This window comes from Kitasatospora sp. GP82 (assembly GCF_029892105.1).
Taxonomy (GTDB): domain Bacteria; phylum Actinomycetota; class Actinomycetes; order Streptomycetales; family Streptomycetaceae; genus Kitasatospora.
This window is the reverse complement of sequence record NZ_JARZAJ010000006.1, coordinates 103,117-128,326: the sequence shown is the minus strand read 5'-3', so window position 1 is coordinate 128,326 and position 25,210 is coordinate 103,117. Positions and strand designations below refer to the sequence as shown.

At 70.9% G+C, this 25,210-nt stretch carries 29 protein-coding genes and 2 pseudogenes; 13 read left to right on the top strand and 18 right to left on the bottom strand.

From position 1 onward, the window contains the following. The first annotated feature begins 35 nt into the window (after window positions 1–35). Window positions 36–620, top strand: coding sequence for an FxsA family membrane protein (gene fxsA / locus P3T39_RS08415; RefSeq protein ID WP_280696732.1), 585 nt, complete (start codon window positions 36–38; stop codon window positions 618–620). A 119-nt stretch (window positions 621–739) separates the two neighbouring features. On the opposite strand, the gene P3T39_RS08410 is transcribed toward fxsA, so the two are convergent. From P3T39_RS08410 to P3T39_RS08400, 3 genes are all read right to left on the bottom strand, one after another. Beyond that, window positions 740–1,114 carry an RNA polymerase-binding protein RbpA gene (locus tag P3T39_RS08410; protein WP_045300891.1) on the bottom strand — a complete coding sequence of 125 codons (375 nt, stop codon included), beginning with the start codon at window positions 1,112–1,114 and terminating at the stop codon, window positions 740–742. A 247-nt stretch (window positions 1,115–1,361) separates the two neighbouring features. Continuing rightward, window positions 1,362–2,963 carry a hypothetical protein gene (locus P3T39_RS08405; RefSeq protein ID WP_280696731.1) on the bottom strand — a complete coding sequence of 534 codons (1,602 nt, stop codon included), beginning with the start codon at window positions 2,961–2,963 and terminating at the stop codon, window positions 1,362–1,364. Window positions 2,964–3,057: 94 nt separating this feature from the next. Then, entirely contained in the window at window positions 3,058–3,252 is a 195-nt protein-coding gene (locus P3T39_RS08400; RefSeq protein ID WP_280696730.1) for a hypothetical protein, read from the bottom strand. Window positions 3,253–3,562: 310 nt separating this feature from the next. Here P3T39_RS08400 and P3T39_RS08395 point away from each other — a divergent pair, with 310 nt between their 5' ends. Both P3T39_RS08395 and P3T39_RS08390 read left to right on the top strand, forming a co-directional pair. Next, window positions 3,563–3,985 carry an ankyrin repeat domain-containing protein gene (locus tag P3T39_RS08395; RefSeq protein ID WP_280696729.1) on the top strand — a complete coding sequence of 141 codons (423 nt, stop codon included), beginning with the start codon at window positions 3,563–3,565 and terminating at the stop codon, window positions 3,983–3,985. Between the two features lie 60 nt (window positions 3,986–4,045). After that, on the top strand, window positions 4,046–4,531 hold the full coding sequence (locus tag P3T39_RS08390; RefSeq protein WP_280696728.1) for a GNAT family N-acetyltransferase: 486 nt from the start codon (window positions 4,046–4,048) through the stop codon (window positions 4,529–4,531). Between the two features lie 86 nt (window positions 4,532–4,617). Here P3T39_RS08390 and P3T39_RS08385 read toward each other — a convergent pair whose 3' ends face one another. From P3T39_RS08385 to P3T39_RS08370, 4 genes are all read right to left on the bottom strand, one after another. Next, window positions 4,618–5,187 carry a vitamin K epoxide reductase family protein gene (locus tag P3T39_RS08385; RefSeq protein WP_280696727.1) on the bottom strand — a complete coding sequence of 190 codons (570 nt, stop codon included), beginning with the start codon at window positions 5,185–5,187 and terminating at the stop codon, window positions 4,618–4,620. Window positions 5,188–5,191: 4 nt separating this feature from the next. Then, on the bottom strand, window positions 5,192–6,013 hold the full coding sequence (locus P3T39_RS08380; protein ID WP_280696726.1) for a thioredoxin domain-containing protein: 822 nt from the start codon (window positions 6,011–6,013) through the stop codon (window positions 5,192–5,194). 153 nt (window positions 6,014–6,166) lie between these two features. Continuing rightward, a complete protein-coding gene (locus tag P3T39_RS08375) occupies window positions 6,167–6,802 on the bottom strand; it encodes a hypothetical protein (RefSeq protein ID WP_280696725.1) in 636 nt (211 codons plus the stop codon). A 581-nt stretch (window positions 6,803–7,383) separates the two neighbouring features. Continuing rightward, window positions 7,384–7,575 carry a hypothetical protein gene (locus tag P3T39_RS08370; protein ID WP_280696724.1) on the bottom strand — a complete coding sequence of 64 codons (192 nt, stop codon included), beginning with the start codon at window positions 7,573–7,575 and terminating at the stop codon, window positions 7,384–7,386. Between the two features lie 61 nt (window positions 7,576–7,636). Between P3T39_RS08370 and P3T39_RS08365 the strand changes: the two genes are divergently transcribed. From P3T39_RS08365 to P3T39_RS08355, 3 genes are all read left to right on the top strand, one after another. Beyond that, window positions 7,637–7,798 carry a hypothetical protein gene (locus P3T39_RS08365; RefSeq protein WP_280696723.1) on the top strand — a complete coding sequence of 54 codons (162 nt, stop codon included), beginning with the start codon at window positions 7,637–7,639 and terminating at the stop codon, window positions 7,796–7,798. Continuing rightward, the gene (locus tag P3T39_RS08360) at window positions 7,795–8,181 is read left to right on the top strand and encodes a hypothetical protein (protein ID WP_280696722.1); all 387 of its coding nucleotides are present in this window, start codon (window positions 7,795–7,797) and stop codon (window positions 8,179–8,181) included. The genes P3T39_RS08365 and P3T39_RS08360 overlap by 4 nt, the downstream gene beginning before the upstream one ends. A gap of 137 nt (window positions 8,182–8,318) precedes the next feature. Then, window positions 8,319–9,158 (top strand): CHAD domain-containing protein, encoded by an 840-nt coding sequence (locus P3T39_RS08355; RefSeq protein ID WP_280696721.1) that lies wholly within the window; start codon window positions 8,319–8,321, stop codon window positions 9,156–9,158. On the opposite strand, the gene P3T39_RS08350 is transcribed toward P3T39_RS08355, so the two are convergent. Then, window positions 9,151–9,945 carry a uracil-DNA glycosylase gene (locus P3T39_RS08350; protein ID WP_280696720.1) on the bottom strand — a complete coding sequence of 265 codons (795 nt, stop codon included), beginning with the start codon at window positions 9,943–9,945 and terminating at the stop codon, window positions 9,151–9,153. The two genes, P3T39_RS08355 and P3T39_RS08350, sit on opposite strands and share 8 nt — an antisense overlap. A 98-nt stretch (window positions 9,946–10,043) precedes the next feature. Here P3T39_RS08350 and P3T39_RS08345 point away from each other — a divergent pair, with 98 nt between their 5' ends. Next, a complete protein-coding gene (locus tag P3T39_RS08345; RefSeq protein ID WP_280696719.1) occupies window positions 10,044–11,069 on the top strand; it encodes a slipin family protein in 1,026 nt (341 codons plus the stop codon). Window positions 11,070–11,150: 81 nt separating this feature from the next. Continuing rightward, entirely contained in the window at window positions 11,151–11,579 is a 429-nt protein-coding gene (locus P3T39_RS08340) for a CBS domain-containing protein (protein WP_280696718.1), read from the top strand. A gap of 61 nt (window positions 11,580–11,640) precedes the next feature. Here the strand turns inward: P3T39_RS08340 and P3T39_RS08335 are convergent, their stop codons facing one another. Further along, window positions 11,641–11,787 carry a hypothetical protein gene (locus tag P3T39_RS08335; protein ID WP_280696717.1) on the bottom strand — a complete coding sequence of 49 codons (147 nt, stop codon included), beginning with the start codon at window positions 11,785–11,787 and terminating at the stop codon, window positions 11,641–11,643. 118 nt (window positions 11,788–11,905) lie between these two features. Here P3T39_RS08335 and P3T39_RS08330 point away from each other — a divergent pair, with 118 nt between their 5' ends. The 3 genes from P3T39_RS08330 (at window position 11,906) to P3T39_RS08320 (ending at window position 12,738) form a co-directional block, all read left to right on the top strand. Then, entirely contained in the window at window positions 11,906–12,157 is a 252-nt protein-coding gene (locus tag P3T39_RS08330; protein ID WP_280696716.1) for a hypothetical protein, read from the top strand. Window positions 12,158–12,159: 2 nt separating this feature from the next. Continuing rightward, window positions 12,160–12,324, top strand: coding sequence for a hypothetical protein (locus tag P3T39_RS08325; RefSeq protein WP_280696715.1), 165 nt, complete (start codon window positions 12,160–12,162; stop codon window positions 12,322–12,324). A 258-nt stretch (window positions 12,325–12,582) separates the two neighbouring features. Further along, window positions 12,583–12,738 (top strand): DUF6131 family protein, encoded by a 156-nt coding sequence (locus tag P3T39_RS08320; protein ID WP_280696714.1) that lies wholly within the window; start codon window positions 12,583–12,585, stop codon window positions 12,736–12,738. A gap of 121 nt (window positions 12,739–12,859) precedes the next feature. Here P3T39_RS08320 and P3T39_RS08315 read toward each other — a convergent pair whose 3' ends face one another. Continuing rightward, a complete protein-coding gene (locus tag P3T39_RS08315; RefSeq protein ID WP_280696713.1) occupies window positions 12,860–13,207 on the bottom strand; it encodes a hypothetical protein in 348 nt (115 codons plus the stop codon). Between the two features lie 148 nt (window positions 13,208–13,355). Here P3T39_RS08315 and P3T39_RS08310 point away from each other — a divergent pair, with 148 nt between their 5' ends. Next, entirely contained in the window at window positions 13,356–13,988 is a 633-nt protein-coding gene (locus P3T39_RS08310; RefSeq protein WP_280696712.1) for a TetR/AcrR family transcriptional regulator, read from the top strand. A 258-nt stretch (window positions 13,989–14,246) separates the two neighbouring features. Here P3T39_RS08310 and P3T39_RS08305 read toward each other — a convergent pair. From P3T39_RS08305 to P3T39_RS08270, 8 genes and pseudogenes are all read right to left on the bottom strand, one after another. Continuing rightward, a pseudogene (locus P3T39_RS08305) lies at window positions 14,247–14,961 on the bottom strand (APC family permease); the annotation flags it as partial. An 80-nt stretch (window positions 14,962–15,041) separates the two neighbouring features. Further along, a pseudogene (locus tag P3T39_RS08300) lies at window positions 15,042–15,392 on the bottom strand (RraA family protein); the annotation flags it as partial. 101 nt (window positions 15,393–15,493) lie between these two features. After that, window positions 15,494–17,194: a S53 family peptidase gene (locus P3T39_RS08295; protein ID WP_280696711.1), complete on the bottom strand. Its 1,701-nt coding sequence runs from the start codon at window positions 17,192–17,194 to the stop codon at window positions 15,494–15,496. 374 nt (window positions 17,195–17,568) lie between these two features. Then, the gene (locus tag P3T39_RS08290) at window positions 17,569–18,117 is read right to left on the bottom strand and encodes a hypothetical protein (RefSeq protein ID WP_280696710.1); all 549 of its coding nucleotides are present in this window, start codon (window positions 18,115–18,117) and stop codon (window positions 17,569–17,571) included. A 109-nt stretch (window positions 18,118–18,226) separates the two neighbouring features. After that, complete coding sequence (locus tag P3T39_RS08285) at window positions 18,227–19,339, bottom strand: CapA family protein (RefSeq protein WP_280696709.1); 1,113 nt, start codon at window positions 19,337–19,339, stop codon at window positions 18,227–18,229. Window positions 19,340–19,348: 9 nt separating this feature from the next. Further along, window positions 19,349–20,251 carry a TetR/AcrR family transcriptional regulator gene (locus P3T39_RS08280; protein WP_280696708.1) on the bottom strand — a complete coding sequence of 301 codons (903 nt, stop codon included), beginning with the start codon at window positions 20,249–20,251 and terminating at the stop codon, window positions 19,349–19,351. Between the two features lie 77 nt (window positions 20,252–20,328). After that, a complete protein-coding gene (locus P3T39_RS08275; RefSeq protein ID WP_280696707.1) occupies window positions 20,329–22,071 on the bottom strand; it encodes a serine/threonine-protein phosphatase in 1,743 nt (580 codons plus the stop codon). An 874-nt stretch (window positions 22,072–22,945) separates the two neighbouring features. Further along, window positions 22,946–23,410 (bottom strand): hypothetical protein, encoded by a 465-nt coding sequence (locus tag P3T39_RS08270; protein WP_280696706.1) that lies wholly within the window; start codon window positions 23,408–23,410, stop codon window positions 22,946–22,948. 318 nt (window positions 23,411–23,728) lie between these two features. On the opposite strand from P3T39_RS08270, the gene P3T39_RS08265 reads away from it, so the two are divergent. Continuing rightward, a complete protein-coding gene (locus P3T39_RS08265) occupies window positions 23,729–24,277 on the top strand; it encodes a CAP family protein (RefSeq protein ID WP_280696705.1) in 549 nt (182 codons plus the stop codon). The last annotated feature ends 933 nt before the right edge of the window (window positions 24,278–25,210 follow it).

Sequence of the window (25,210 nt, the reverse complement as noted above, 5' to 3'; positions counted from 1 at the left end):
GCGCGGAGAGCACCGCGATGGAGTGGATTCGTACCGTGACCCAGCAAGCTACCCCGGTCCGTCCCGTCCCGCGCAGCCGTCTGCGGCGGCTGTTGCCACTGCTGATCACCGCCTGGCTGGTGCTGGAGATCTGGCTGCTGACCGTCGTCGCCACTGCGGTCGGCTGGTTCACGGTGCTGATCCTGCTGGTGGCGGGGGTCTTCCTCGGCGGCTCACTGATCAAGCGGGCCGGGCTGAAGGCACTCTCGGCGGCAGTCGAGCAGAGCCGCCGCCCTGGGGCGCGGCAGCCGCAGTCCCCGCAGCCGCAGACCGGCGCCAGCCTGACCGTGCTGGCGGGCCTGCTGCTGATCCTGCCGGGCTTCCTGTCCGACCTGCTCGGACTGACCCTGCTGCTGCCGCCGACCAGGGCGCTCTGGCGGGCTGCTGGGCGCCGTTTCGCCCGCACAGTGCTGCGTTCCACCGCCCCGGCCGGGGCCGACGCGTTCTCGGACGCCATGCGGCTCCAGGAGCAGCTGCGCATCCACCGGCCCGACGGCAAGGTGATCCACGGCGAGGTGGTCGATCCCCCGGCCGGTCCCACCGGGCCGAACACCGACTACCGCCCGCCGATCACCGGCTGAGCCTCGCGACCCCCTGGGCGTTGCGTGCTCCTGCTCTGGCTGCGGGACGGAACGCCGAAGGGGCCCCGGGCAGCTGCCCGGGGCCCCTTCGGTACCCTCCGCCGAGGCGGAGGGGGTGATCACGCGCTCTTGCGGGTGTCGCGCGGGTGAACGGCGAGGTTCATCCCACCGGAGCGAAGGACCGCCAGCCGCTCGGCCAGCACCTCCTCCAGCTCCTCCCGCGTCCGACGCTCCATCAGCATGTCCCAATGGGTACGTGTCGGCTTGGTCTTCTTCTCCTCCGGCTCGTCGCCGTCGAGCAGGACGGCCTCCTGGCCGCAGAAACGGCATTCCCAGATCGAGGGAATCTCCGCCTCAACGGAGAAAGGAACCTCGAATCGGTGTCCGTTCTGACATGCGTACTCGACGGTCTGGCGGGGAGCCAGATCGATTCCACGGTCGGTCTCGTAGCTAGTGGCCCCGAGTCGCGTGCCGCGGAGAGCTCGCTCGCTCATGAATCGTGCCTCCCGGGCTTATGGCCCACAGGACTAGTGGTCGCTGTCATCGTCGTTCGGTCAACGCTCGGCCGTCGACGAAGATTCCCGTCCCGGGACATGCGTCGCCTGTCGTGCCGCCCCTGTTTGTACCCATCGTCGCCCGATTTGTCACATCTGAGCTTAAATATCACCCAGAGTGCCACTGATTGTGCACACAGCTAGCAAATCGGCCCAGTGACGGCTGCTCAAGTTTATCGGGATCCAGTCATGAGACCGGACGCGGGCGCACCGGCGAGGCGTCCTTCGTCAGCCCGACCGCAGAGGCCCCGGCCGGGGCCGGCGGCTGTGCCGGTGGTTGGGCCGGTGGTTGGGCCGCCGCCTCGGTCCTGGTGTCCCGGTGCGGCAGCAGCGCGATCACCGCGTCCCGCAGCTGCGCCGGCGCCTCGTCGTCCAGCGGGTCCACGGTGGCCGGGATCTGGAGTCGCACCGGGGGCGCGGTGCCGATCCTGGCGTAGCCGCGTCCGGCGGGCATCTGTGCGGCCGGGGTGATGTCCAGCGGGGCGCCCAGCGCCTGGTGCGCCACCTCGGCACCGGCGGGGCCGAGCACCACGCGGGCCCGGGTGGTGGCCCGGACGGTGGGGGAGATCCGGTCCCTGGCCTCCAGGTCGTCGGCGAGCACCACGGTCACGCGCGCCGCCCGGCCCTGCCGCAGCGGGATCTCCAGCAGCTCCTGCGGGTCCGGGCGGCGCTCCGCGTGGGCCAGCTCGCTCAGCTCGGTGGGGTGGTCGAGCAGCAGCCAGAGCGGGCGGGTGACGTCCTCGGGGGCGGCGACGCCGTGCTGGCGGGCGGCGTTGAGGGCGGCCAGGCGGCGCTCGGTCTCCCTGGCGACCCACTCCAGTGCGGCCAGTGCGCCGTGCAGGCTGGTCTCCACGGTGTACACGCCGGGCCGGTTCACCAGGCAGGCGTGCTCACCGGTGCCCGCGCCGTCGATCACCACCAGGTCGCCGTACGGGAGCGCCTGCAGTGCGATCGAGCGGATCAGCGTGGAGGTCCCGTGGCCTGCGGTGCCGAGCGCCAGCAGGTGGGGCTCGGCGGAGCGCGCGCCCGTCCGCCACACCACCGGTGGCTGCTGGGCGGTAGTGCCGCCCTGGTGGACCGGGATGGTCCGGCGGCTGCCCAGCTCGTCGGTGAAGCCCAGCACGATCTCGCCGGGCGTGGTGACGAACAGCTGGGCGGCGATGTCGGTGGGCAGCGGGGCGAGGGCGGTGATCCGCAGCCTGTTGCACTCCTCGTCCCAGTCGAAGCGGTACTCCCTGGAGCGGCCCGCCTTGCCCTGGACGACCTGCTCGATCCGGGTCCGGGCGCCGGGCTCCGTGTCGGTGAAGTACGCCGGATAGGCCATGTCCAGGGCGGCCAGGCGGCCCTCGCCGTCGAACTCCCAGGAGCTGAAGGCCGACTTGTAGCTGCCGTCCAGGCTGTAGAGCGGCGAGAACTCCTCGGGGCCGCCCAGGTAGGGGGTCAGCGCGGCGTAGAGCGCGGCCAGCTTGAGGTCGGCGATGTCCGGTTCGGGCGCCGCGGGGGCGGCCCGGGGTGCTCGGCCGGCCCATGCGGCGCTGCCCATCAGGGCGACCAGGGAGAACAGCACGCCGTGCGGCAGCAGGTAGACGCCGAGCAGCACCGCGGCGCAGAGGAAGAGTGTGGGCCCCCGGCGGTCCTTCGGCGTGGCCGCCCAGCGGCCCTTGGCCCAGTCGGTGTGGGCGCGCAGTCCTCGCCCGATGACGGTGAGCGGGGCGAACATGTCGGAGGCGTGGTCGCCCGCCGTACGGGCGAGATCGCGGCCTCGGTTGAGATGGCGGGTGAGGGACATTTCCTGACTCCCCGGGCGGATGGGACGGGCGGGACGGTGGCAGAAGGCCCGGGGCGGTGGGATCCGCACCCGGGCCGTGATGAGGGGAGCCGGTTCAGAACTTGATGCCGCTCAGCAGACTGGCCAGGCTCGCGCCTCCCGCATTGATGCTCGGGGCGATGGAGGAGCCCGCGATGTAGAAGCCGAAGAGGGCGCAGACCAGCGCATGCGAGGGCTTGAGGCCGTCGCGCCTGAAGAAGAGGAAGGCGATGGTGCCGAACAGGACGATGCCGGAAATCGAGAGGATCACGTGCTCTGCTCCTCGTTGAGGGGGGACAGGGACGGAGTGGAAGAGGGAGTACCGAAAGTGCCCTAATCGTGACAAAAAGTAATAGATGATGGAACGGGGCAAATGGGTGTTTCTGTCGCGACGGTGACCATTGGGCGTGTACGCGCGGACCGCTGCCCGAGCTGGAATTCCGCTCTCTCAAGTCCCCTGGGCGCTCTGTCGCGCGCGCACTCGCCGAGGAAAGTTCGCCCGGATGGATGCGTTACCACCGGGCCAAGGCGTCGTCCGCTACCGTGCCGTACGACACTGCATCCGATCCGAAAGGGCCGTCATGGCCGACTCAGCCCAGCAGCAGCCGCAGGACGCGCAGACCCCCGACCCCGAGGTGATCGAGCTAGCGGGCAGGCTCTTCGACGCGGCCCGCACCGGCGACACGGCGCTGCTCGCCTCGTACCTCGATGCCGGTGCCCCCGCGAACCTCTCCAACGACCGCGGCGACACCCTGGTCATGCTCGCCGCCTACCACGGCCACGCCGAGACCGTAGCGGCCCTGCTGGCGCACGGCGCCGACGCGGACCAGCTCAACGACCGGGGTCAGACGCCGTTGGCCGGGGCCGTGTTCAAGGGCGAGGAGAAGGTCATCGCCGCCCTGCTGGCCGCCGGTGCCGACCCGCAGGCCGGTACGCCCTCCGCTCTGGACACCGCCCGGATGTTCGGCAAGGAGGACCTGGTGGCCCGCTTCGAGGGCCGCTGACCGCAAGGCCGGGGGTCAGGTCTCCGGTGCGTCGTCGGCCGGGTCGTAGGCTTGCCGACCATGGAGATACGCACCACCGGGTACGGCCACCCCGACGCCGAGCAGCTGTCCGCCGAGGTCCAGCAGGAGTACGTCCGCCGCTACGGCGAGGTCGACGTCACGGTCATGCACCCCGACCACTTCGATCCCCCGGCCGGTCTCTTCGTGGTCGGCTACCTCGACGGGCGGCCGGTGGCCTGCGGCGGCTGGCGGGTCAAGGAGGCCGGCAGCGGCGGCCTGCGCGACGGTGACGCGGAGCTCAAGCGGATGTACGTCTCGCCGTCGGCGCGCGGCCGGGGTCTGGCCCGTGCGGTGCTGCGCCACCTGGAGCGGACCGCTGCCGAGGCCGGCCGTACCCGGCTGGTGCTGGAGACCGGCACCGAGCAGCCGGAGGCGCTGGCGCTGTACGCCTCCGAGGGATATGGGCCGATCACCAAGTTCGGCGTCTACAAGGAGCACCCGCAGAGCGTCTGCATGGGCAAGCTGCTGGGGGTCCCGGCATCCTGACGTACCGTCAACTGCGGTATGTCTTCGGGGCTTTCCGATGAGCCGCCCGGGCCCCGCGCCATGCTCGGGGCCCGGACGGTCAGGGGTCACAGCAGGGTGCGCCAGTAGTACCAGAAGCGGTTCAGGATCAGCAGGGCGATGCCCACGTACCACAGGGCCGGGAGTGTCCAGTGGTAGCGCGCCGCCGTTCGCCAGGCCGGGCGGTTGTGGAGCAGGGTGTACCAGCCGAGCGGCAGGACCACGGCCCAGACCACCATGCAGTACGGGCACAGCGCCCCGATCTCGTACAGGGCCTGGTTGATCAGCCAGAGCACGAAGCCCAGGCCGAGGACCGTACCGGCCTGGAGGCTCCACCAGAACCAGGGCCGGTAGGTGGCGCCCGCGAGCAGTCCGACTCCGGCGGCCAGCACGGCCGCGAAGGCGACCAGGCCGATCAGGGAGTTGGGGAAACCGAAGACCTCGGCCTGCGGGGTGCGCATGACCGAGCCGCAGCTGATGATCGGGTTGATGTTGCAGCCGGGCACGTAGCCCGGGTTCTGCAGCAGCCGGATCTTGTCGACGGTGAGCTCGGCCGAGGCGGCCAGGCCCAGTGCACCGCAGACCGTCAGCAGGACGGCGTAGGCGCGGCTCGCGCCGATCGGGGTCGCTGTGGCCATGGCGTCAGCCGCCGATGGTCTGCTGGACGAGAGCGGTGAACTGCTCGCCCGTCAGCGGGGTGCCCTTGGGGTCGAAGAGTTCGAGCGCCTTGCCGTCGAGCTTGACGGTCGGGGTGCCCGTCACACCGCTGCTGTTGAAGGCGGTGGCGACCTTGCTCGCCCAGGGCCGGTAGGTGCCCTCTGTGACGGCCTTGGTGAAGGCGTCGGTCTTCAGGCCCGGCACCTGGGAGGCCAGGTCGAGGATGCGGTTGACGTTGCCGAAGCCGTCCACGCGCTCGTCCGGCTGGTTGGCGTAGAGCACGTCGTGCAGCTGCTTGAACTTCGCCACGCCGCCCTCGTCGAGCGCTGCGCCGACGGCGGCCAGGGCGTTCTTCGAGCCCTGCCCGCCGAGGTTGTCGTCGAGGAAGGCCGCCAGGTGGTATTCGATCTTGTACGTGCCGCTGTCGGCCAGCTGCTGGACGGCCGGTCCGGCCGAGCCCTCGAAGTGCTTGCAGATCGGGCAGCGGAAGTCCTCGTAGACCTGGAGGGTGTGCGGGGCGTCGGCCTTGCCGTAGACGACCACGGTGCCGTTCTGGCCCGCGGTGTTGGCGGGTGTGACGAGGGCGGTGGAGACCGAGAGGGTCTTGGCGCTGTCGCTGCTGCCGGTGCCGCTGCCGTTGTCGGCGGTGCTGATGGCGAGGGTGGTGGCCCCGGCCAGCGCGAGTACACCGACGATCGAGGCGCCGACCACGACCCGGCGGCGGACTGCGGCGGCGCGAGCCTCGCGCAGCTGGGCCTCCCTGAGGCGTTCGCGGGGGCTGGGCTTGGAAGGGTGCTGAGAGGTCATGGTGGTCCGTCAACTCCTGGGAGTCGGGGCAGGCCGCAGGGCCGCGCGAGGCGCGGGCCGGGCGGGGCCGCCCGTGGGAGGGGGAGAAGTGGGCCGACGGACGGTCGGGCCGGACCGGGCCGGGGTGCGAGGACCCGGAGGTGGCGGACGCCGTCAGCAGGCGAGGGCGAGCGCCGGGGCCGGCGGGCCGCGCCGGGGTGCGGGGGTGAGCACCACGTCCGCGCGGCGGGGGAGAGCGTCCTGGGCATCCGGTGCGGGCGCCAGGGAGTCGGGGCGGCCGGGCAGCGGCGCCAGCAGCAGGACGGCCCGCAGCGGCGAGGCCAGCAGCTCGCCGAGCGCGCGGCAGGCCTCGGCAAGGCCGCAGAGCGCAGCGTCACCGAGGCGCAGCCAGAGCGCGGCGGCGAGGGCGAGCAGCAGATGCACCATCAGCACCAGGGCCTGGGCCGTGCCCGGCGCGCTGGTCGTCAGGAACGACTCCTTGACCGAACCCCCGCCGCAGACCAGGAGGTCGACACCGTGCGAGGGAGCGGCGCAGGCGTCCTGGCCGAGGTTGAAGGCGGTGTTCAGCAGCAGTTCGACCGGTACCAGGACGGCCGAGATGTGCAGCAGGCGCCGCTCGGTGCCGGAGGCGGGGAGCGCGACCAGGAAGACGGCGGCCGTCGCCACGAACACCAGGCTGAGCGGCAGCTGACGCCCAGTGATCATGACCTGGCCGAGTGCGGACAGCGGAACGGCGAGCGCGGTGAACACCGCTGCTCGCAGAGCCCTGGTCGCCTGGCTGTCAGTCATGGTGCTCGGAGTATGACACGGGCCCACCGGCGGGCACGAGGGCGCATGGGGCCTGCCCGGCCGGGACCCGGACCCGGTCGGGGCTCAGGAGCGGGTGAAGAGGCCGTGGAAGCCGTAGGGCACGGCGTGTCGACCACGCCCGGCGAGCGAAGGGTCTGCGGGTCGAACTCCACCGGCAGCGGTGTCTCGGTCAGTTCGGAGCCGAGCGTGGTGAAGCCGTTCAGGTGGCTCATACGTCCACTCCGTTCCACGCGGTGTTCGCTTCGCTCGCTCGGGGCCCCTCGGTTGCGGCGGCTGTGGCGGCGGGCTGCGCGAGGACGATCGTGGCACAGCAGGGCTGTCGGGTCGAACGCTTCTGCTGTGTGAAAGACGTTGGATCGCAAGACAGTTCGGAGGTGGTCACCCGGTGGGGCGATCACGGGAAGCGGGTGGGTGATCGTCCCACCGTGCCGCTTCGGAGCGATGGACAATCGGCCGATGGACGATGATCCCGGCTGCCCGCCCGACGTCCCGACGCCGCCCTTGCCGATCCCGCCGACGCCCCCCGAACCGCCGCCGCCACCACCACCGCCGCATCCGCCTCACCCGCCGGTGCCGACACCGCCAATTCCGCCGACGCCGCCCTCACCTGATCCTTCGTCACCACCACAGCCGCCGGTGCCGCCCGCGCCGCCCGCGCCGCCGAGCCCGGTCCAGCCGCACCCGTCGCCCACACCCAGCCCGACCGCGACAGCGGTCGTGCCGCACCCGCAGAAACCATCCAGCTCGCCCACGCCGCACCCGACTCCCGCGCAGGAGGCGGTTCCCACGCCGACCCCGGCGGCGACCTCGGCCGTGGCCGTACCGCCTCCGCCCACGCCGCCGGCGGCCGGGCCCACCGCCGGACCGAGCCTCGACCCCGTGGTCTGGGCGACCGTCCTGCTCCTCACCGTCCTGCTCCCGGCCGCGCTGGCGGCCGTCGCGCACTCGTTCCCCGCCATCCGGAGCCGCAGTTGAACCTCACCCCGCTCATCGGCGCCGCCGTAGCCGTCACCGTCGCTCTCGGCAGCCTCGCCGCCGCCCAACGGCTGCGCCCCGCACCGTCCCCCGAGGCGGCGGACGACTCCCCGCACCCGGCCCTGTCCAGCATCGGATCCGGGCTGCTCTCCGGCTTCGTCCTGCTCACCGGTTTCCTGGTGGCCACCGGTTGGGCCGCGCACTCCACCAACGTGGTGCCGCCGACGGGTCTGTACGTGGCCGACGGCGCTGCGGCGATCGCGGTCCTGCTCTACCCGTCGCTCGCCGCCCTCCCGTTCACCGCCCGGCACGCCACCGCCGTGGGCTTCTTCGGCGCCCTCGTCGGTTACACCCTCGCCCTGGCGATCCAGCTACGGCCCTGAGGCATGCACTGCCCAAGGGGCGCGGGGCTCTGCTTGATCGACTGCGCGCGCGACCGGCCCAGCGCCCCTGAGGTCGTCCATGGTCGACCGGTGTGGGCAGGGCCGCATAGCCTGGAAGTTCACGAGAGGCGGGCGCCATGCCGCACCGGGCGGTTCCGACAGCGGGGACGCTGCTGCACGCCCGGATCGCCGAGCAGACCGCCGTCCTCGCCGGGCTCGAACCGGATGTGCGGGCGGATGCGCCGGACGCCGTCCACCGGATGCGGGTGGCCTGCCGGCGGCTGCGGGCCGCGCTGCGCCCGTACGGCCCGCCGCTCGCCGGGCTCGGCCGGGAGCTGCGCTGGCTCGGCGCCGCACTCGGACAGGCCCGCGACAGCGAGGTCCTGGGCGAACTGCTCATCGCACAGGCCCGTGAGCTGCCGCCCGACTGTGAGCCCCAGGCGCTGGCGGCCGCGCTCGCCGACTGGTCGCGCGATCGGTACGTCCGGGCCTGGCCCGCGGTGACGGCGGCCCTGGACAGCCCCAGGTATCCGGCCCTGCTCGGCGCCCTGCGGGAGTTGGCCGACTCGCCACCCGAGGCCGACCTGCCCGGGATCGGTGAGCTGGCGAGGCGCGAGCAGCGCCGTACGGCGTCCCGGCTCAGGAAGGCCCGGCGGGCCGCTCCCGGCGAGGAGAGCGACCGGGCGCTGCACGAGGCGCGCAAGGCCGCCAAGTGGGCCCGCTACGCGGGCGAGACGGCCGGAGCGCCGGGAGAGCGGTTCACCGCCCGGATGAAGGCGCTCCAGGAACTGCTCGGCGCGCACCAGGACAGCGTGGTGGCCCGCGAGGCCCTTCGCGAGCTGGCCGGCGGCGCCGACGGCCAGCGGGCGTTCGGCTACGGGGTGCTGTACGGCGGTCAGCTGGCGGTTGCCGAGCGTGCGCGGGAGCGGCTGCCGGAGGTCTGGCGCAAGGCGCGCAAGCCGCCGGGGTTCAGCTGAGCGACCGCGCGGCCGCCTCCCGGGTGGGAAGCCCGGCGGCGTGGGCCGCGTCGGCGAGGAGTTCGCGCAGCATGGCGGTGGTCAGCCGGCCGGTGTTGGTGTTGCGCGGGCTGACGTGGTAGCAGCCGAACAGCTCCAGCGGCGGACCCCCGTCTAGGGCCGGCAGCACCACCCGTGCGCCGTGTCCGAACACGGGGCGGGGCCGGGGGAGCTCCCACCCGGCTGCGGCCAGCGGGGGGAGCAGCGCCTGCCAGGCGAAGCCGCCGAGCGCCACCACAGCCCGTGCGGTCGGCCGCAGGAAGGCCAACTCCCTGGCCAGCCAAGGACGGCAGGTGTCCCGCTCGGACACGGAGGGCTTGTTGTCGGGCGGTGCGCAGCGGACCGGGTCGGTGATCCGGACGCCGTACAGTTCGAGCCCGTCGTCGCGGCTGACGGCGGTCGGCCGGGAGGCGAGGCCGAGGTCGTAGAGGGCGGCGTAGAGCAGGTCGCCGGAGGGGTCGCCGGTGAAGATCCGGCCGGTCCGGTTGGCGCCGTGCGCCGCGGGGGCCAGGCCGACCAGGACGAGTGAGGCGTCGCGTGGTCCGAAGCCGGGGATCGGACGTGCCCAGTACTCCCAGTCCTGGTACGCCCGGCGCTTGACGCGGGCGGCCTCCTCGCGCCAGTCGACCAGGCGCGGGCAGGCCCGGCAGCCGGTGACGGCCGCATCCAGTTCGGCGAGGGTGTGCACGGTGTCCGCGGGGTGGCCGTGCGGCGGGGGGTCGTGGGGCGGTGGTGGTGCGCCGGTCATGCGGCGATCCTAGGCCGGCCGCTCCGATCGCGCGGGGCCCTTGGCGGAGTAGCGTGGAACCGGGTCCGTTGGGGATTCGGGTTGCCGAGGTGACGGCTATGCTCATTGTCGACGCGATTCTGGGTGCAGCCGGTCTGGTCTCCGTGTGGGCGGGGCTCAGTATCCGGGTCGTGCAGCAGTGGCAGCGCGGCGTGGTGTTCCGGTTCGGCCGGGTGCGCGAGCACATCCGGCAGCCGGGACTGGTCGTGCTGATGCCGGTGGCGGACCGGATACGCAGGGTGAACGTGCAGATCGTCACCATGCCGATCCCGGCGCAGGAGGGCATCACCCGGGACAACGTGACGGTGCGGGTGGATGCGGTCGTCTACTTCAAGGTCGTCGACCCGGTGCGGGCGTCCGTCAATGTGCAGGACTACCAGTTCGCGATCTCCCAGGTCGCTCAGACCTCGCTGCGTTCGATCATCGGCAAGAGCGAACTGGACGATCTGCTCGCCAATCGTGAGCCCCTCAACCAGGGTCTTGAACTGATGCTGGACAGCCCCGCGCTGGGCTGGGGCATCCAGATCGACCGGGTGGAGATCAAGGATGTCGCCCTGCCCGAGTCGATGAAGCGCTCGATGTCGCGCCAGGCGGAGGCCGAGCGGGAGCGGCGGGCGCGGATCATCACGGCGGACGGCGAGTTCCAGGCTTCGGCCAGGCTCTCCGAGGCTGCCACGATCATGAGCCGGGCGCCGGCGGCGCTCCAACTGCGGCTGCTGCAGACGGTGGTGGAGGTGGCGGCGGAGAAGAACTCCACCCTCGTCCTGCCCTTCCCGGTGGAGCTGCTGCGGTTCCTGGACAACGCGACCAAATCCGCGGGCGGGGAGGAGAAGGGCGGCGACGCGGCAGCCGCCGGGCCCGAGCTGTCGGCGTCGCCGCCCGAAGCCGGCGAGGTGCCTCGGGCCCGCGCGGTGGAGCAGCTGGAACTGCCCTCGCTGGACGAGGTGCTCGCCGTCTCCCCCCTGCCGGACTCCGTCGCGAACGGTTCCACCGCGAGCGGTTCCGTCCCGACCGGGGCCCCACCGGCGCGGGGTGAGGGGCAGGCGGAGGCCGATGGCCTGCCGGACGGTCGGCCGGAGGGCTGAGCGGACCCCGGTGGCGCTGCCGGGTGGCCCGGACCACGATGGGAGTAATGGGGCTGAGCACGCACGGCAGGAGGCCGGACAATGACCACCGCGAGACAGATCATGCACCCCGGAGCCGAGTGCGTCCGGGAGCACCAGACCCTGGCCGAAGCGGCCCGGATCATGAAGGAGCGGGACGTCGGCGCACTGCCGATCTGCGGAGAGAACCAGAAGCTGCTGGGGATCCTCACCGACCGCGACATCGTCCTCAAGTGCGTCGCCGAGGGCTTGGACCCGACGAAGGCGACCGCCGGTCAACTCGCCCAGGGACGGCCCCTGGTGGTGGAGGCGGACGAGGACGTCGAGCAGGTGCTGCGGGTGATGGAGCAGCACCTGGTCCGCCGCCTGCCCGTGATCAACCACCCCGACCACAAGCTGGTCGGCATGATCAGTGAGGCCGACATCGCCCGAGGGCTGCCGCAGGAGCGGGTGGCCGAGTTCGTCTCGGCGATCTGCGCGGAGAAGGTGTGATCGGCGCGCGACGGGTACCCGGGCCCTTGCGGTCGGGTGCCCGCCGCGCATTGGCGAGCGCTCAGCGGGGGAAGGCGTCCACCGCGCTCGCCTGTGCTGCCGCCGTCGGCACCTGACCGGACAACCCGCCGTCCTCCCCGGCCAGTTGGCCGGACCATGGCAGGCACAGCACGGCATGCTCCCACACCGAGTACGCCCACTCCAGCACCGCCGACCCGGACGGCCTGACCGAGCTCGGCCGGACAGCCCTCGCCCAGCGCCCCGCCGCTCTGACCGGCCCGGACGGCCGGCCCCTCAACCCGCGCTCGCGGGCCGCGCTGGCCGATATGTTCGCCTACGCCTACGCCTACGCCTACGCCTACGCACTGGCCGAACGGCCGAGCGTCGGCAGTGTGCTGGCTCGGATGCGGGAGGGCGGACTGAGCGCGGAGGAGTTCGAGACGATGTTCTTCCTCTTCGCGGTCGCCGGGAACGAGACCCTGCGCAACGGCCTGCCCGGTGGCCTGCACACCCTGCTCGCCCACCCCGACGCGATAGGCGCGGTCGACCACACGGGCCCCGAACTGCGGCCGTTCTGAGCGTGGCCGGGACGAGCCGGGCTCAGCCGCCGAACCGCGCGGCGCGGGACGTGCTGCTGCGGCTGACGGGTGATCACCGGGCCGCAGCGGAGGAGTTCCGCTGGCCGGTGCTCGAAGGGAGGCTCAACGTGGCCGCCCCGTCCGTCCGCCCGGCCCCGAACAGGTAGAAGGCGCTCTTTGCGTACAGCCGGGCCGCACACCGCCGGCGTCAGGCCCGCTCTCCTCGATCCCGGGCACGCGCTCGGCCGGCGCCGTACCGGGAACGGGCGCCTCCTGCAGAAAGGTCCGCCGCAGGGGCCTGAATGAGACGAAACGGGTTAGACGCAGTCTGTGGCGGCGGGGGCCGCACCAGCCGTGGACGGTCCCCTCCCAACCCCTGCCGTCGGCTTCGCCGCCTCGGCTGGACCCTGCATCTGGAGGTCACCGTGATCGTCGTCGGAATCGTTCTCCTTGTCATCGGATTCATCGCCCATATCGCCATTCTCTGGACAATCGGCATGATCCTCGTCGTCATCGGACTGATCCTGTGGGTCCTCGGGGCGCTGGGCCATGCGATCGGCGGGCGGCGCCACTACTGGTAGCGCACACCCCACCACCGGTGGCGCACAGCCTGGAGACAGCCGGGCGATGCCCGGGTGGCGGGGCAGAGCCCGCGGAGGTGCCCCGCGCCGGGCTCGGGCTCGGTGCGGGGCACCGCGCGGGTCAGGCGGCGGCGCCGGGGGCGTCGGTGAGGTGGCCGGTCCAGGTGGTCAGCAGGGTTTGGGCGGCCGTCCGGTCGGCGGCTTCGGCCCAGATGTGGGTGCTGGGCTCGACCGGGTCGGGCAGGACATGGACCCAGTCACCGTTCGCCCGGGTGGCGTGGATGCCCTCGACGGCGCCGTCGGTGTCGATCGTGCAGCCGTTACGGCCCGCGAAGTCGAGGGCGCGGCGCATCACCGCGCCCTTCGCCCCCGGCTCGGTGGCGACCGCGAGCCGGCTGGGGGCGATGCCGGTGACGGGCACAGCCTGGATGCCGGGGCGGCGGTAGATCGCGGCGTTGCCGGCCGCCATCAGGGCGGTCCCGCTGCCCTGGTGAGTGCCTGTCGTGCACCGGGCGCCGCATGGCGCCGGGGTACGGGGCGGTGGGGCCGGGCTGGCGTAGGCTGTGTTCGGGAACGTTCCCTTACATCTGCTACTCCACCCGGAAAAGGGAGATCCCGTGCGTCGGACGGCAGCGCAAACCCGCGAGCACGTGCTGGACGTCGCGCACGAGCTGTTCTACTGGCAGGGAATCCGCTCGGTCGGCGTCGACAGGATCGCCTCCGAGGCCGGGGTGGCGCCCACCACCCTGTACCGGGTCTTCGCCTCCAAGGACGACCTCGTCGAGGCCTATGTGGAGCGCGCCGCCCAGCGCTACCGCACGTGGTTCGACGCGGCGGTGTCGGCCGGCGGCGACGACCCGCGGGACCGGGTGCTGTCGGTGTTCGACGCACTGCCCGAACAGTTGCGGCCCGAGATCTGCCACGGCTGCCCCTTCATGATGGCGCTGGGCGAGTTCCCGGAACCGAGCCGGGGAGCGCACCGGCAGGCCGCCGAGCTCAAGCAGTGGGTGCACGGGCGGTTCCTCGACCTGAGCCGGGCCCTGCCGGTGGCCGATCCCGATCTGGTCGCCGATCAGCTCTTCCTGGCGCTGGAGGGCAGCTATGCGACGGTGCAGGCGCTCGGCACCGACGGCCCGGCGCGCCGGGCCCGTACGATCGCCGAACTCGTGCTCGCACAGACGCCGGGGAAGCCCGTCACGAGTCCGGTCGGCGGCGGTAGGCGGCGGACGCCCGGCACCGGCCCCGACTGACGCCGAACGCCGTGGCGCGCGAGCGGCCTCTTGAAGTCGGCCCTCGCGCGCCACGGCCCCGCGTCAGCCGCGCGCGGTCTTGCCGGTCAGATCTGGCATGTCTGACTCCTTGTCCGTGACAGCCGGATCAGACGGCCTTGAGCAGACCGCCGTCGATGATGAACTCGGAACCGTTGATGTTGTCCGCCCGCCGGGAGGCCAGCAGCGCGACGACGTTCACCGCACCGGCGACGCCGTGCTGGCCGGCGGGACGGCCGCTCAGCCCCGGGCGAGCACCTTGCGCAGGCCGTACGCGAAGGCCCCCAGCACGATCACGGCCGCTCCGGAGAGCACCGAGGCCGGCGGCAGGGCGAAGGCCAGGACCAGGCAGCCGACCGCACCGACGACCGGCACGAGCCTCGCCGGGCGGCCTTCGGCGGGGGTGAGGGTCCAGGCGGAGGCGTTGGCGACGGCGTAGTAGACGAGGACGCCGAAGGAGGAGAAGCCGATCGCGCCGCGCAGGTCGGCGACGGCGGCGAGGACCGCGACCACCGTTCCGACGGCGAGCGCGGCGCGGTGCGGGACATGGAAGCGCGGGTGGACGGTGGCGAGTGAGTGCGGCAGGTGGCGGTCGCGGGCCATGGCCAATGTGGTGCGCGAGACCCCGAGGATCAGCGCGAGCAGTGAGCCGAGCGCCGCGACGGCCGCACCGGCCCGCACCACCGGAGCCAGGCCCGGTGCACCGGCGACGCGTACCGCATCCGCCAAGGGCGCTGTGGCACGGCCGAGTCGGTCGGGGCCGAGGACGGCAAGAACGGAGAGGGCGACCCCCGCGTACACGGCGAGGGCGATGCCCAGAGCGAGCGGGATCGCGCGGGGGGATGGTGCGCTGCGGGTCGTGGACCTCCTCGCCGAGGGTGGCGATGCGTGCGTAGCCGGCGAAGGCGAAGAACAGCAGCCCGGCGGCCTGGAGCACGCCACCGGAGGTGGCGTCCAGGCGGCGCAGACGTACCCATCACTCACTCTCGATCCACGCGTCAGCCACCGGGCCTTTGCCGGTAGCAGGGACGTCGGTCAGTCTTCGAAGCCGTTTCCGCTCAGGATCCTGTCGATGCGGGCGCGATGCGCCGCCTCCCACGCACCGAGGGATTCCTCGGCCTCCTTGGCCGGCTTCGTCCGAGCGTCGAGGAGCACCTGTTCCCGACGGGCCCCGGGAGTTACCACGATGCCCTCCTCGCCGGCCACCACGATATCGCCGGCACTCACGTTCACACCGCCGCACCGCACCCGGCCGTTGAGCGGCCCAACGGCCGCCGTGGTCCCCGGGACGGGCATGACTCCCCTCGCAAAGACGGGAAAGCCCATCTCGCGCACCTCGGCGAGGTCACGAATCACCCCGTCGACCACGAACGCCCTTCGCCACCCGAACGAGACGGCCGCTGAGCGCCGTCAGGTGCCGTGGGAACACGGCTGCCGGTACGGGGGAGAATCCCCGTACCGGCAGCCGTGTCCGAGTGTCGGTGCTGTTACTCGTTGCTCGACGAGGACTGGCTGCCGCCGAGCAGGGCGTTGGTCAGGCCGTCCGCTGCCGGGGAGCCCCAGCCGGTGACCTGGTCGTAGCCGGTGCCGGCGGAGAAGTCCTGGTTGGCGCCGGTGGTGACGTCGTGGAAGGCCGAGCCGTAGCTGCTGCCGTTGGCAATCGAGTACAGCTTGGGGTTGGCCTCGCCGAGCGCGGACTGGCCGGCCGCGGTGGCCTTCTGGTTGAACAGTGCGGCGTAGCCGGCCCAGAGCGGGGCGGCGGCGGAGGTGCCGCCGTAGACCTGCCAGCTGCCGCCGGTGTAGATGGCGAAGCCGCTGGCCGGGTCGGCGTTGGAGGAGACGTCGGGCACGGTGCGCATGGAACCGCTCACGCCGGTGCCGGTCTGCCAGCTCGGCTGGGCGAACTGGGTGGAGACGCCGCCGCCGGCGGTGCTCCAGGCGCTCTCCGAGGAGTAGCTGTTGTCGCTGTTCACGCTCAGGTTGGTGCCGCCGACGCCGGTCACGTAGGTGTCCGAGGCCGGGAAGTCGACCGCCTTGACCGAGGAGCCGCTGGTGGAGCGGGTGCAGTCGCGGGAGCCGTCGTCACCGGAGGCGGAGAAGATGCTGATGCCCTGGGCGGCGGCCTGCTTGAAGGAGCTGTCCACCGCCGTCATCGACGAAGCGGTGGTGTCCGGCTCGCAGGAGCCCCACGAGATGGAGATGACCGAGACCTTGTTCTCCGACACGATCTGGGCGGCCATGTCGATCTCGCCCTGGTCGCTGTTGGGGGCCTCGTAGACCAGCTGGGTCGCCTTGGGGGCGGCACCGCGCACGATCTCGGAGTCCAGCTCGACCTCGCCCTGACCCTGGCCGGGCGAGCTGTCGTAGTTGGCGCCGTCGACCGAGACGGTGCTGACGGCCGGGCCCGAGAGGCCGAACTGGCTGTCGTAGGTGGTCAGGTTGTTGGAGTCGTAGCCGTCGAACTCCCAGAGGGCGACCGTGGTGCCGGTGCCGTCGGCGCTGATCTTGTCGAGGTTGTAGGCACCGTCGTACTGCGCGGGGGTGACACCGCTCGGGGTGTCCTTGGGGGTCGCCGCCTTCGGCTTGGCGATCCGGGTGGTGCGCACGGTCTTGTTGTTCAGACCGGAGACGCCCTGGACCACGTCGGCCAGCGAGGCCGGCACCGAGGCGGCACCGTCGTTGGCGAAGAACGCCTTGTTCTCCAGCTTGTCGACGTAGCGGCTCTCGTGAGTGCCGAAGGCCTTGGCGATCTGCGCGTTGCTGCCGGTGGCGTTGACCACCTGGCGGTTGGCGCTGACGGAGGTGACCTTCAGGCCCTGACCCTCAAGGTAGGAACGGACCTGGTCGACATCGGCCTTGGTCGGGCCGAAGCGCTCGGTGAACTGAGCCGGGGTCAGGTACTGCCCGAACTCCGGAGCGCCCTTGGTGCTGACGGCGGCCAGGAACCGGTTGAGCTCTGCGGTGTTGCGCAGCTTGAGGCTGACCGCGACGGATATGTGCTGGGCGGCGGGGACATCGCCCTGCTTCTGGGAGTGGGCCACCGCCGGGGTCACGGTGTTGGGCAGGGCCACCCGGGGCGCCGAGACGTGGGGCGTCGGCGCGGCGTAGGCGGTCGTGGCGCCCAGGGACGCCACGGTCAGGGGCAGTACGGCGAGTGCCGAGGCAAGGGCGAGCGAGCGGGGTCGCACGGGATCCTCCGGAAGGTGGGGGTCGCTCCGGTTCGGGAACGCTTGTCCGAAGTTCCCAGCAAACTCTCAGGATTGGACCCAAGCCTGAGTAATTCCTCACTAAAAAACAGTCAACTGTGAAGACCCTGGGGGCAGCAACTGAATGACCCCGCCTCCATACAGTTAACGGCCGCTGCCGAAGCCGGAGTTGGTGACGTCCACCGGGCCGTCACCCAATCACCGGGATCGTGAAGCTTGTGCCCTCCTTGCCGGGGGTCCTCTACATGGACCGGGCCGTCATGAACGTGCTCAAGCGGCAGACGGAGTGCCAGGAGGAGGAGCGGGCCGACTCGGGCTGCCGCCCTGGTCTGGCCAGGAGTCGCCGGCTCCGTTGGTCACGTGACGGCTGCGTCGTGGCCGGAAAACGAAAAAAACCCCACATGAAGTGGGGTTCCTGCTGGTGTCCGAGGACGGATCTGAACCACCGGCCAGCCTGGAGTGGGCTTCTGCGGTGCTGGATCTTGATGCTGTCTGAATACGCAGCGTGGCGGGATGGTGCCCAAAGCTGCTTGGCCCGCGATCGCGTGCAGCAATACCGCCGGCGCCGCACGGGCAGCGGGTGGCAAGCGACTCGATTTCACTCGTTCGAGCGGCGTTGACGGGTCATCGCGGGCCACACGCAAGCGCCCGGGGGCGAGGGTGAGCCGGCGGGCCGTCTCGACGGGGTGTGCGGTCGAGCGGGACCAGCCGGCAGATTGTCGTCGGGTCGGTGTTGTAGGCGGACGGGCCAGGCCCGCGGCCGAGGCGAGGATGGCGTCGTACGGGGCGCGGTCCGGGACGCCGCAGCTGCCGTCCCCGACGCACAGCTCCACATTGTGAATGCCCTGGCGGGCGAGAGTCCGCCGGGCGTGCCGAACCAGCACCGGCCACATCTCGATGCTCACGACGTCTGCGGCCAGACGAGCGATCAGAGTGGGCTGATGCCGACTTCACGGGCGGCCTGGACGAGATCTTCGGGAGCGGGAGAAAGGTGTCTGGTCACATCCGCCTCCCTTACAACCGCCGGAGACTGAGCACGCCGTCCGGACCGAGATCGATTCGTGAACCGAAGCCGCGACTGATCCGGTCGAGAACCTCCCGTACCTGCTCCGAGTCTTCGCGCGAGGCGTGCCCAAGGCGCATCTGCCGAGCCTGTACCGGCGCCATGCGTGCGCCGACCAGCTTTCCGGTATCCGGCTCCACCGTTACGAAATACAGCAGCCGAAGGTCGTCCCGGTACTGCTCATAGCCGGGGATGCCCTCGTAGTCGTCGATGAAGTCGCCGCAGCCATAGAGGATGAGCTTTCCGCGGTAGACCTCGATGGGGCGGGGATGGTGCGAAGAGTGCCCGTGCACCACGTCGACTCCGCCGTCGATCAGCGCGTGCGCGAAGCGGATCTGAGCTCGGGAGATGGTGTAGCCCCAGTTGGACCCCCAGTGAATCGAGGCGATCACGACGTCGCCCGATCGCTTCACCTGCCGTACTCGATCGCAGACTTCGGCTGCGTCAGCCTCCGACGCTTCAGATACGAAGTCGACGCCGGCCCGATTCTCGGCCGCGGCCCACGTCTGCGGAATCCCGCTGGAGGATGTCCCGAACGCGAAGACCAGCACCCGCCTGCCGCCGTCGACTGCGACAATCGCGGGTTGCCGGGCCGCGCTCGCGTCCCAGCCCGCCCCCACCGCCTGCAGCCCCGCTCTTGCCAAGGCGCCGAGCGTCTCTACGAACCCGAGGTGGCCGAAGTCCAGCACGTGGTTGTTCGCCAGCGCGCACGCGTCGGGCCGGGCCGCGGCCAGGCAGGGAAGGTTGTCCGGAGTCATCCGGTAGTGGATGTCCTTCCCGGGCGCGAAGTCGTCGCTTCGGGTAACGCTCGTCTCCAGATTCAGCACCCGGACCTCGGGCGCGGCCTCGTCGAGCAGCTGCAGGGCCTCCCCCCAGGGCCAGGAGAAGTCGACCGGACGGGGAATCGGGCCGTTCACAGCCTCCGCCGACTCGACGTATGCCCGCGCGTCCCGGAGGTACGGCTCTCGCAGCCTCGGATCACCGGGGTGCGGAAGGATCTGGTCGACGCCCCGTCCGAGCATCACGTCGCCGCAGAGAAACAACCTCACCGGGTCGGCGCCCATGATTCAACGCTAGGCCAATGCCGCCGACTCTGGGCTTCGGGCTTCACGCCAATCCGAGTCGTCGCGCAGCTGCAGTGATGCCGCAAGGCGAGCCTCAAGGCGGGTGCTTGGCTTGGCTACTTCGGCTGGATTCCTTTGTCGCTTTCCGACAGGCGCCAGCGGCGTCCGATCCGCGCTGGGGCAGCGCGAATGGCGGGGCTGCGGGAGTTCGCCAGACCGGCCTGGTGATGCCGTGGTGCTGGAGGTTGAGGCGTGCAGGTCCAGCATGCCGGGCCCGACGGCCGCGCCAGTCTCACCCGAAGCCGGGCGCGTACAGGCGCAGGAACGTCCGCACGCCGCCGGTGACGATCCGGACGCCGACTCGGCGATGGGAATCGCGCCGAAGAAGGACTGGTCCGCCACGTTGGTGAAGGTAAGTAGTGTGAAGTGGTTCGTGGCCTCGTCGGCGTCGTCGATCACCAGCAACCCGCGGTCGGCGATCCGGGCGAGGTGCTCGGCGATGTCACGCTGCGACTTGCGCGGCCCGGCTTCCGCCCACGCGTCCAGCACGTCGGGCGGGATGTGGCTGGCCTCCGCGCGGATCGTCCGGGCGAGCGCGAAGTGCTCCTTGGCCGATACCACGGCCTTCGCCCGGTCGATGCCGAAGGCGATCAAGTCCTCCTCCAGGTCGACGATCTTGCGCAGGTGGCGGTCGGCGATCTCGGTGATGGTCTCGGAGAACGCAGTGGCGCCTTCCAGAGCGACCGACAGGAACAGCTGCTCCTTGTCGGCGTAGTGGTTGTAGATGGTGCGCTTGGATACGCCCGCTTCGGCGGCGATCGCGTCGACGCTCGCCCGCGTGTAGCCCTCTCGCCCGAAGACGAGTGCCGCCGACTCAACAGGTACGCCGGGTCGGGGAAGACGCGAAACCATGCCCGCGCACCGCTAACCGGGGCCCGGAATGCAGCACGCTGAGGCCGTCCACGATGGGCACCTTGGCCTGGAGTCGCTCAGAGTTCGAACCACACGGTCTTCCTGGCGGCTCTTCGGATGCAGCCCCACTGGGACGAGAGTTGGTTGACAAGGCGAATGCCGCGTCCGTGCTCGTCAGTGTCGGACGGCCGCGCCAGTGCGGGTGGGGCTGGATGATCATCGGTGACCTCACAGAGCAGGACGTCGGTCCGCACCAGGCGCAGACCGACGGGTCCCGAGCTATGGCGCACGGCGTTGGTAATCAGTTCACTTACGAGCAGTTGGGTGACGTCGGACAGCTCATGCAGCCCCCAGGCCACAAGTGTCTCGCGGACCAGGGCCCTAGCCGAACGAACCTGCGCTGCTTGGGCCGGGAACGTCCAGGTCGCGACATTGCCCGGGGGAATACCGTGGAATCGCGCCATGAGCAGGGCGATGTCGTCGCGGCGGTCGTCGGCCTGCTGTCCGCGCAGGAGGGCTTCGCAGTTCTCGTCGAGCGAGGGAGCGAGAGAGACGAGGCTGCGCTGCAGCGCCGCCAGTCCGACCTCGATGTCCTGATTGCGCGTCTCCACCAGGCCATCGGTGCACAAGACCAGCAGGCTCCCGTCGGCTACGGGGAGTTCGACACTGTCGAAGGCGACTCCACCCACCCCGATAGGCACCCCCGACGGCAGTTCGAGGAGCTCACTTCTGCCGTCCGGATGGACGAGGACCGGTGGGACGTGCCCCGCGTTGGCGATCGTGCAGCTGCGGCCCACCGGATCGTAGACGCAGTACAGGCAGGTGGCGAGGTGAGCGTCGCCGAGACGTTGCGTGAGGTGGTCGAGGTGGGTCAACAGCTGCGCCGGGGGCAGGTCGAGGTCCGCCAGAGTCTGTACGGCGGTACGGAGCTGGCCCATCACCGCGGCCGAACGCAGACCGTGCCCCATGACATCGCCCACCACCAGCGCCACCCGCCGGCCCGGCAGGGGGATCGCGTCGAACCAGTCCCCGCCCACCTGTGCCGCGTCGCTGCCCGGCAGGTAGCGGTAGGCGATCTCCACGCCCGGAAGCTGCGGCAACGCGTTGGGGAGCATGCTGCGCTGCAACGCGGTGGCAGCCCGGACCTCGCGGGTGTACAGCCGGGCGTTGTCGACGCACAGGGCAGCCCGCGCGGCCAGTTCCCGAGCGGCCGTCATGTCAGTGCTGTCGAAGGCGTGTCGGTCCGGGCCGCGCACGAGCGCGAGGAAACCCAGTACCGCGCCGCGGGCCGCAAGTGGCAGGACCAGAAGGGAGGAGTCCAGCAGTAGCTGTCGGGTGGCCGGGGTGTCGAGCTGTTCGGGGAGTTGTCGCAGGCTCTCCTCGGTCACCTGAGGGATGAGGATGGGTTCGCCGACTGTCAGGAATTGAGTCATCGGTGTGTCGGCGAGGTAGACGAAGGCATCACCGGTGCGGAGGCTGTCCCATCGGTGCCGATCACCCTCGTGGGCCACCGCGACCCGGCGCAGCACCACGGAGCCTTTCGGGATGTGCGACGAGGAGTCCTCCAGCGCGGTGACCCGGTCGTGCAGGTGGATGGAGGCGAAATCCGCGAACAGCGGGACCGCCACTTCGGACAGCTCCTTGATGGTCTGGTCCAGATCCAATGTGGTGCCGATCTTGGACATTGCGTCGTGAGCGAACGCCAGCCTCGCACTTCTCTGCGCCGCCTCACGGTACTGGGCGGCCTGATCGGCGCTCGCGCCTTCATCCGCGCTGACCTGAGCATGCTTCGGATCGCGAAGTTCCACCTCGGGCAGCAAGCCGGGACTCCTTCCCACGTGTGAGGCCTTGACTACCGGCTGCCTCACCGGACAGGCACACGGTCGACAGTAGAGCGTCGGCAGCCGTCGCAAGCCGTTTGAGGACGCCCGACCCTCGAACGAGTGGTCATCGGCCATTTCTGCGAGCGTCGGCAGGTGTCGGCAGCCCACCTCAAGGCCGTGACCGTTGATTCCGCCAGATGTCCCGTCACCCAGGCGAGAGATGACATGCAAGGCTGTCAATTATGCGTTCGGCTACGGGAAACGGAGCGGTCGTGACACTGCTACCGCGCCCTGCGCGGACCGCCGATCTCACCCGCCTCTTCGCCCCTACAGCCGCGATCACGCCCAGGACCCGCGCTCACGAGGCTGCTGCTCGGCCACCGTGCGTGCCCCGCGTGAAAATCCGTGTGCGGGCAGCTGCGCTGCAACACACCTCTGCATGAAGTTCCACCCCGCGCCCGGTCACGCCACGTCCTGTGGTTCTGGGCGGTCCAGCTCCGGCCCGTCGCGCGGGAACGGATCCTGCAGTTCACGGACCGGCTGAGGACCCGACCACACTTCTGCCGTGGTCCGCCGCGAGGCGAGGTCGCGCGCTAAGGGCAGCAGGAGGCCGGTGCCCGCCCCCGCGACCAAGTCGGCGAGCAGCTCACGAGCGCAGGCGGCGCGCTCGGTCTCCGGCAGCCAGTGCCGCCAGGGCAGCTCCTCGCTGGGCAGGGTGGGCAGCTACCTCAAGCTGCGCGTCGGCGCCGACCGGCTTGCCGAGCGGTGTCGCGCCGCCGGACCCCACCTCCGGCAGAACAGCACCGGCCTACGGGGCATGCGCATCCTGCACGCCGTCAAGCCCGTCGGCACTACACGGCCGTCAGCACCGTCAGCACCGTCGAGCACGGCTGGCACCGGGTTGACGTCGCGGGCCGATCAGCCGGGCCGGAGTGCCTGCCCAGATCTCGTCGCGGCCGGTCGAACGGGTTAGCACGGCGTTGGCCCCGATGACGGTTCCGGTGCCGACGGTCAGCACCCCGCGCTTGCAGATGATCTTCGCGCCCGCGCAGACCACCACCCCGTCCTCCAGCACGATCCGCTCCATCGGGCTCTTCTCCTGCGGTACCCAGGGGTCGGCTCGCCCGATGGTGACCCCGTTGTAGAGGGTCACGTCGGCGCCGATGGTGGTGTACGGGTGCAGCACGGTGCCAAAGCCCCGGTGGTAGACCAACAGCCCCGGCCCGACCTCGACGGCGGCTGGCACCTCCATGCCGTAGAGCGCGAGCAACTCCTGCACCAGCCGGCCGAACAGCGGGTGGCGGCGGCGGTAGATGAGCGAAGTAACCAGCGACATAAGCTCATTGTGACGAATGCCAACGCGGGCGAGCCGCAGACGCGCCACTCCGCGCGCACCATCGGGGAAGAGTTCGCCGAATTGGAAGATCACGCCGATACCGTGCGACGGTGGGCGTCCGAGGAGCGGCTTCTCACTCCGGTGACATCGCGGCCCTGGCGGCGGCGCCAGGCCCGGGCCGGGGCGCAGAACGACGCCGTGCCAGGCGCAGCGGGTCTGGCGGGCGGGCGAACGCATCCAGGACAGAAACCATGCGGGTGGATGATCGTTGGACAGGACATGAAGATGTTCTCTGGTCTTTCTGCGACCCTCAGACGCGTGTCAGTCACTGCCTTGTCGGTCGTCGCTCTGCTGCCGGCCGTGGCCGCTCCCGCTCATGCCGTATCGGCCGACTCAGCCGCCGACTTGCAGACCTTCCGTGCCGAGGCTCTGGGTGCCCACAACACCTACCGGATGCGTCACGGTGTTCCCCGGCTCGCCCTCAGCGACCGGCTGAACGCCTACGCGCAGGAGTGGGCGGACAAGCTGGCGGCCAAGGACGAGTTCAAGCACCGGCCCGATGGCCTCTACGGCGAGAACCTGTACTACGCGTGGAACTCCTCCTCGAGCTTCAGCGTCAGCGGCGACGCACCCGTCAAGTCCTGGTACGACGGGGTCAAGGACTACAACGGCATCTACGACCGCGACCCCACCGATCAGGAGTTCCCCAAGGTCGGATGCTTCACCCAGGTCGTCTGGAAGAGTACGAGGCTGATGGGCATCGGATACGCCGTCAGCGCCGGCCACAGGCACTACATTGTGGCCGACTACGACCCCACGGGGAACATGATGGGGGAGTTCGCCGCGAACGTCCCCCGGCCCAAGTAGCCGGACCCAGCCCACCGAGGGCGGGCGGCCCCCCACAGCGCGGGCAGGCGCAGCAGTCGCCGGCCCGCCGGGCGGATGCTCAGCCGGCGGCCGCAACCGGCCGGGCGCAAGCCCGGCCTATTCGGAGCTGGACCGCGTCGGCATGTCAATGGGCAAGCTCCTGGCCCAAGTCCAGGCGTACGAGCGCTATCGCAGTCGCGTGCCCCGCCCGTCGAGCAGCCGCTGTCGGCGTGTGGCCGGCGCCCGCCCACTCGCGCGGGTGAGAACGACCAGCATCGGTGGGAACAGCACGCGAGCGCCGTGGGTAGCGGGTGCGCCGGTCCGGCCTGCCAAAGGTGGTGACGACCGCGGTACATGGCAATCGCCGCCGCGGGCGAGCACGCTGCGCGGCGTCGCCCGGAGCGGTTCGGTGTGCGGGGTGGCCAACCTGGAGTGGGTATCTGCGGTGCTGGAGCTGGATGGGCCGTGACCTGTCGGCCGAGGGCCGGGCACTTGATGACCATGGGGGTTTCGTCCATGCGCTGTCTGTTGCCGACCTGGCGTCCAGTGTGGCGGGAGTTGGTCAGAAAGCGGCTCTGGCTTCATCGTTGCTCGCCGGGGGCGTGCAGTCCGCAGACCGCGCCCGATCGGCTTCGCTGCCGCGAGCGAGGATGTCGTTGCTGGTGAGCCTGGTTGCGGTAGACGTGGAAGGGGCTCTTGCGGGCGGCTTCCGGCTGCTCGCATGTTGAGCCATCCGAGTGACTTGGCGTCGGCAGTGTTGCTGGCATATTCGTGCCGGTGCGTAACTATGACCATCCACACCGGTGGGCCGCCCATCCCTCGCCGGGGGAACGTGGCAGTCGGCGTGTCCGCTGGCTTTCCCTGCGCGCAGGGAACGTCGGCATCAAGGCCGTCATGTTGCGATGGGCGCCCCCGTAGAGGATCTGGATCCAC

What these genes read in the sequence shown, in the direction of transcription:
- P3T39_RS08315 (WP_280696713.1), bottom strand. Translation starts at nt 13,207, where the DNA reads ATGGCGGCCGGCAACGCCGCGATCTACCGCCGCCCCGGCATCCAGGCT.
- P3T39_RS08350 (WP_280696720.1), bottom strand. Translation starts at nt 9,945, where the DNA reads ATGACCGGCGCACCACCACCGCCCCACGACCCCCCGCCGCACGGCCAC.
- P3T39_RS08340 (WP_280696718.1), top strand. Translation starts at nt 11,151, where the DNA reads ATGACCACCGCGAGACAGATCATGCACCCCGGAGCCGAGTGCGTCCGG.
- P3T39_RS08385 (WP_280696727.1), bottom strand. Translation starts at nt 5,187, where the DNA reads ATGGCCACAGCGACCCCGATCGGCGCGAGCCGCGCCTACGCCGTCCTG.
- P3T39_RS08405 (WP_280696731.1), bottom strand. Translation starts at nt 2,963, where the DNA reads ATGTCCCTCACCCGCCATCTCAACCGAGGCCGCGATCTCGCCCGTACG.
- P3T39_RS08345 (WP_280696719.1), top strand. Translation starts at nt 10,044, where the DNA reads ATGCTCATTGTCGACGCGATTCTGGGTGCAGCCGGTCTGGTCTCCGTG.
- P3T39_RS08285 (WP_280696709.1), bottom strand. Translation starts at nt 19,339, where the DNA reads ATGGGCGCCGACCCGGTGAGGTTGTTTCTCTGCGGCGACGTGATGCTC.
- P3T39_RS08270 (WP_280696706.1), bottom strand. Translation starts at nt 23,410, where the DNA reads ATGTCGCTGGTTACTTCGCTCATCTACCGCCGCCGCCACCCGCTGTTC.
- P3T39_RS08330 (WP_280696716.1), top strand. Translation starts at nt 11,906, where the DNA reads ATGTTCGCCTACGCCTACGCCTACGCCTACGCCTACGCACTGGCCGAA.
- P3T39_RS08410 (WP_045300891.1), bottom strand. Translation starts at nt 1,114, where the DNA reads ATGAGCGAGCGAGCTCTCCGCGGCACGCGACTCGGGGCCACTAGCTAC.
- P3T39_RS08380 (WP_280696726.1), bottom strand. Translation starts at nt 6,013, where the DNA reads ATGACCTCTCAGCACCCTTCCAAGCCCAGCCCCCGCGAACGCCTCAGG.
- P3T39_RS08390 (WP_280696728.1), top strand. Translation starts at nt 4,046, where the DNA reads ATGGAGATACGCACCACCGGGTACGGCCACCCCGACGCCGAGCAGCTG.
- P3T39_RS08375 (WP_280696725.1), bottom strand. Translation starts at nt 6,802, where the DNA reads ATGACTGACAGCCAGGCGACCAGGGCTCTGCGAGCAGCGGTGTTCACC.
- P3T39_RS08395 (WP_280696729.1), top strand. Translation starts at nt 3,563, where the DNA reads ATGGCCGACTCAGCCCAGCAGCAGCCGCAGGACGCGCAGACCCCCGAC.
- P3T39_RS08280 (WP_280696708.1), bottom strand. Translation starts at nt 20,251, where the DNA reads ATGGTTTCGCGTCTTCCCCGACCCGGCGTACCTGTTGAGTCGGCGGCA.
- P3T39_RS08355 (WP_280696721.1), top strand. Translation starts at nt 8,319, where the DNA reads ATGCCGCACCGGGCGGTTCCGACAGCGGGGACGCTGCTGCACGCCCGG.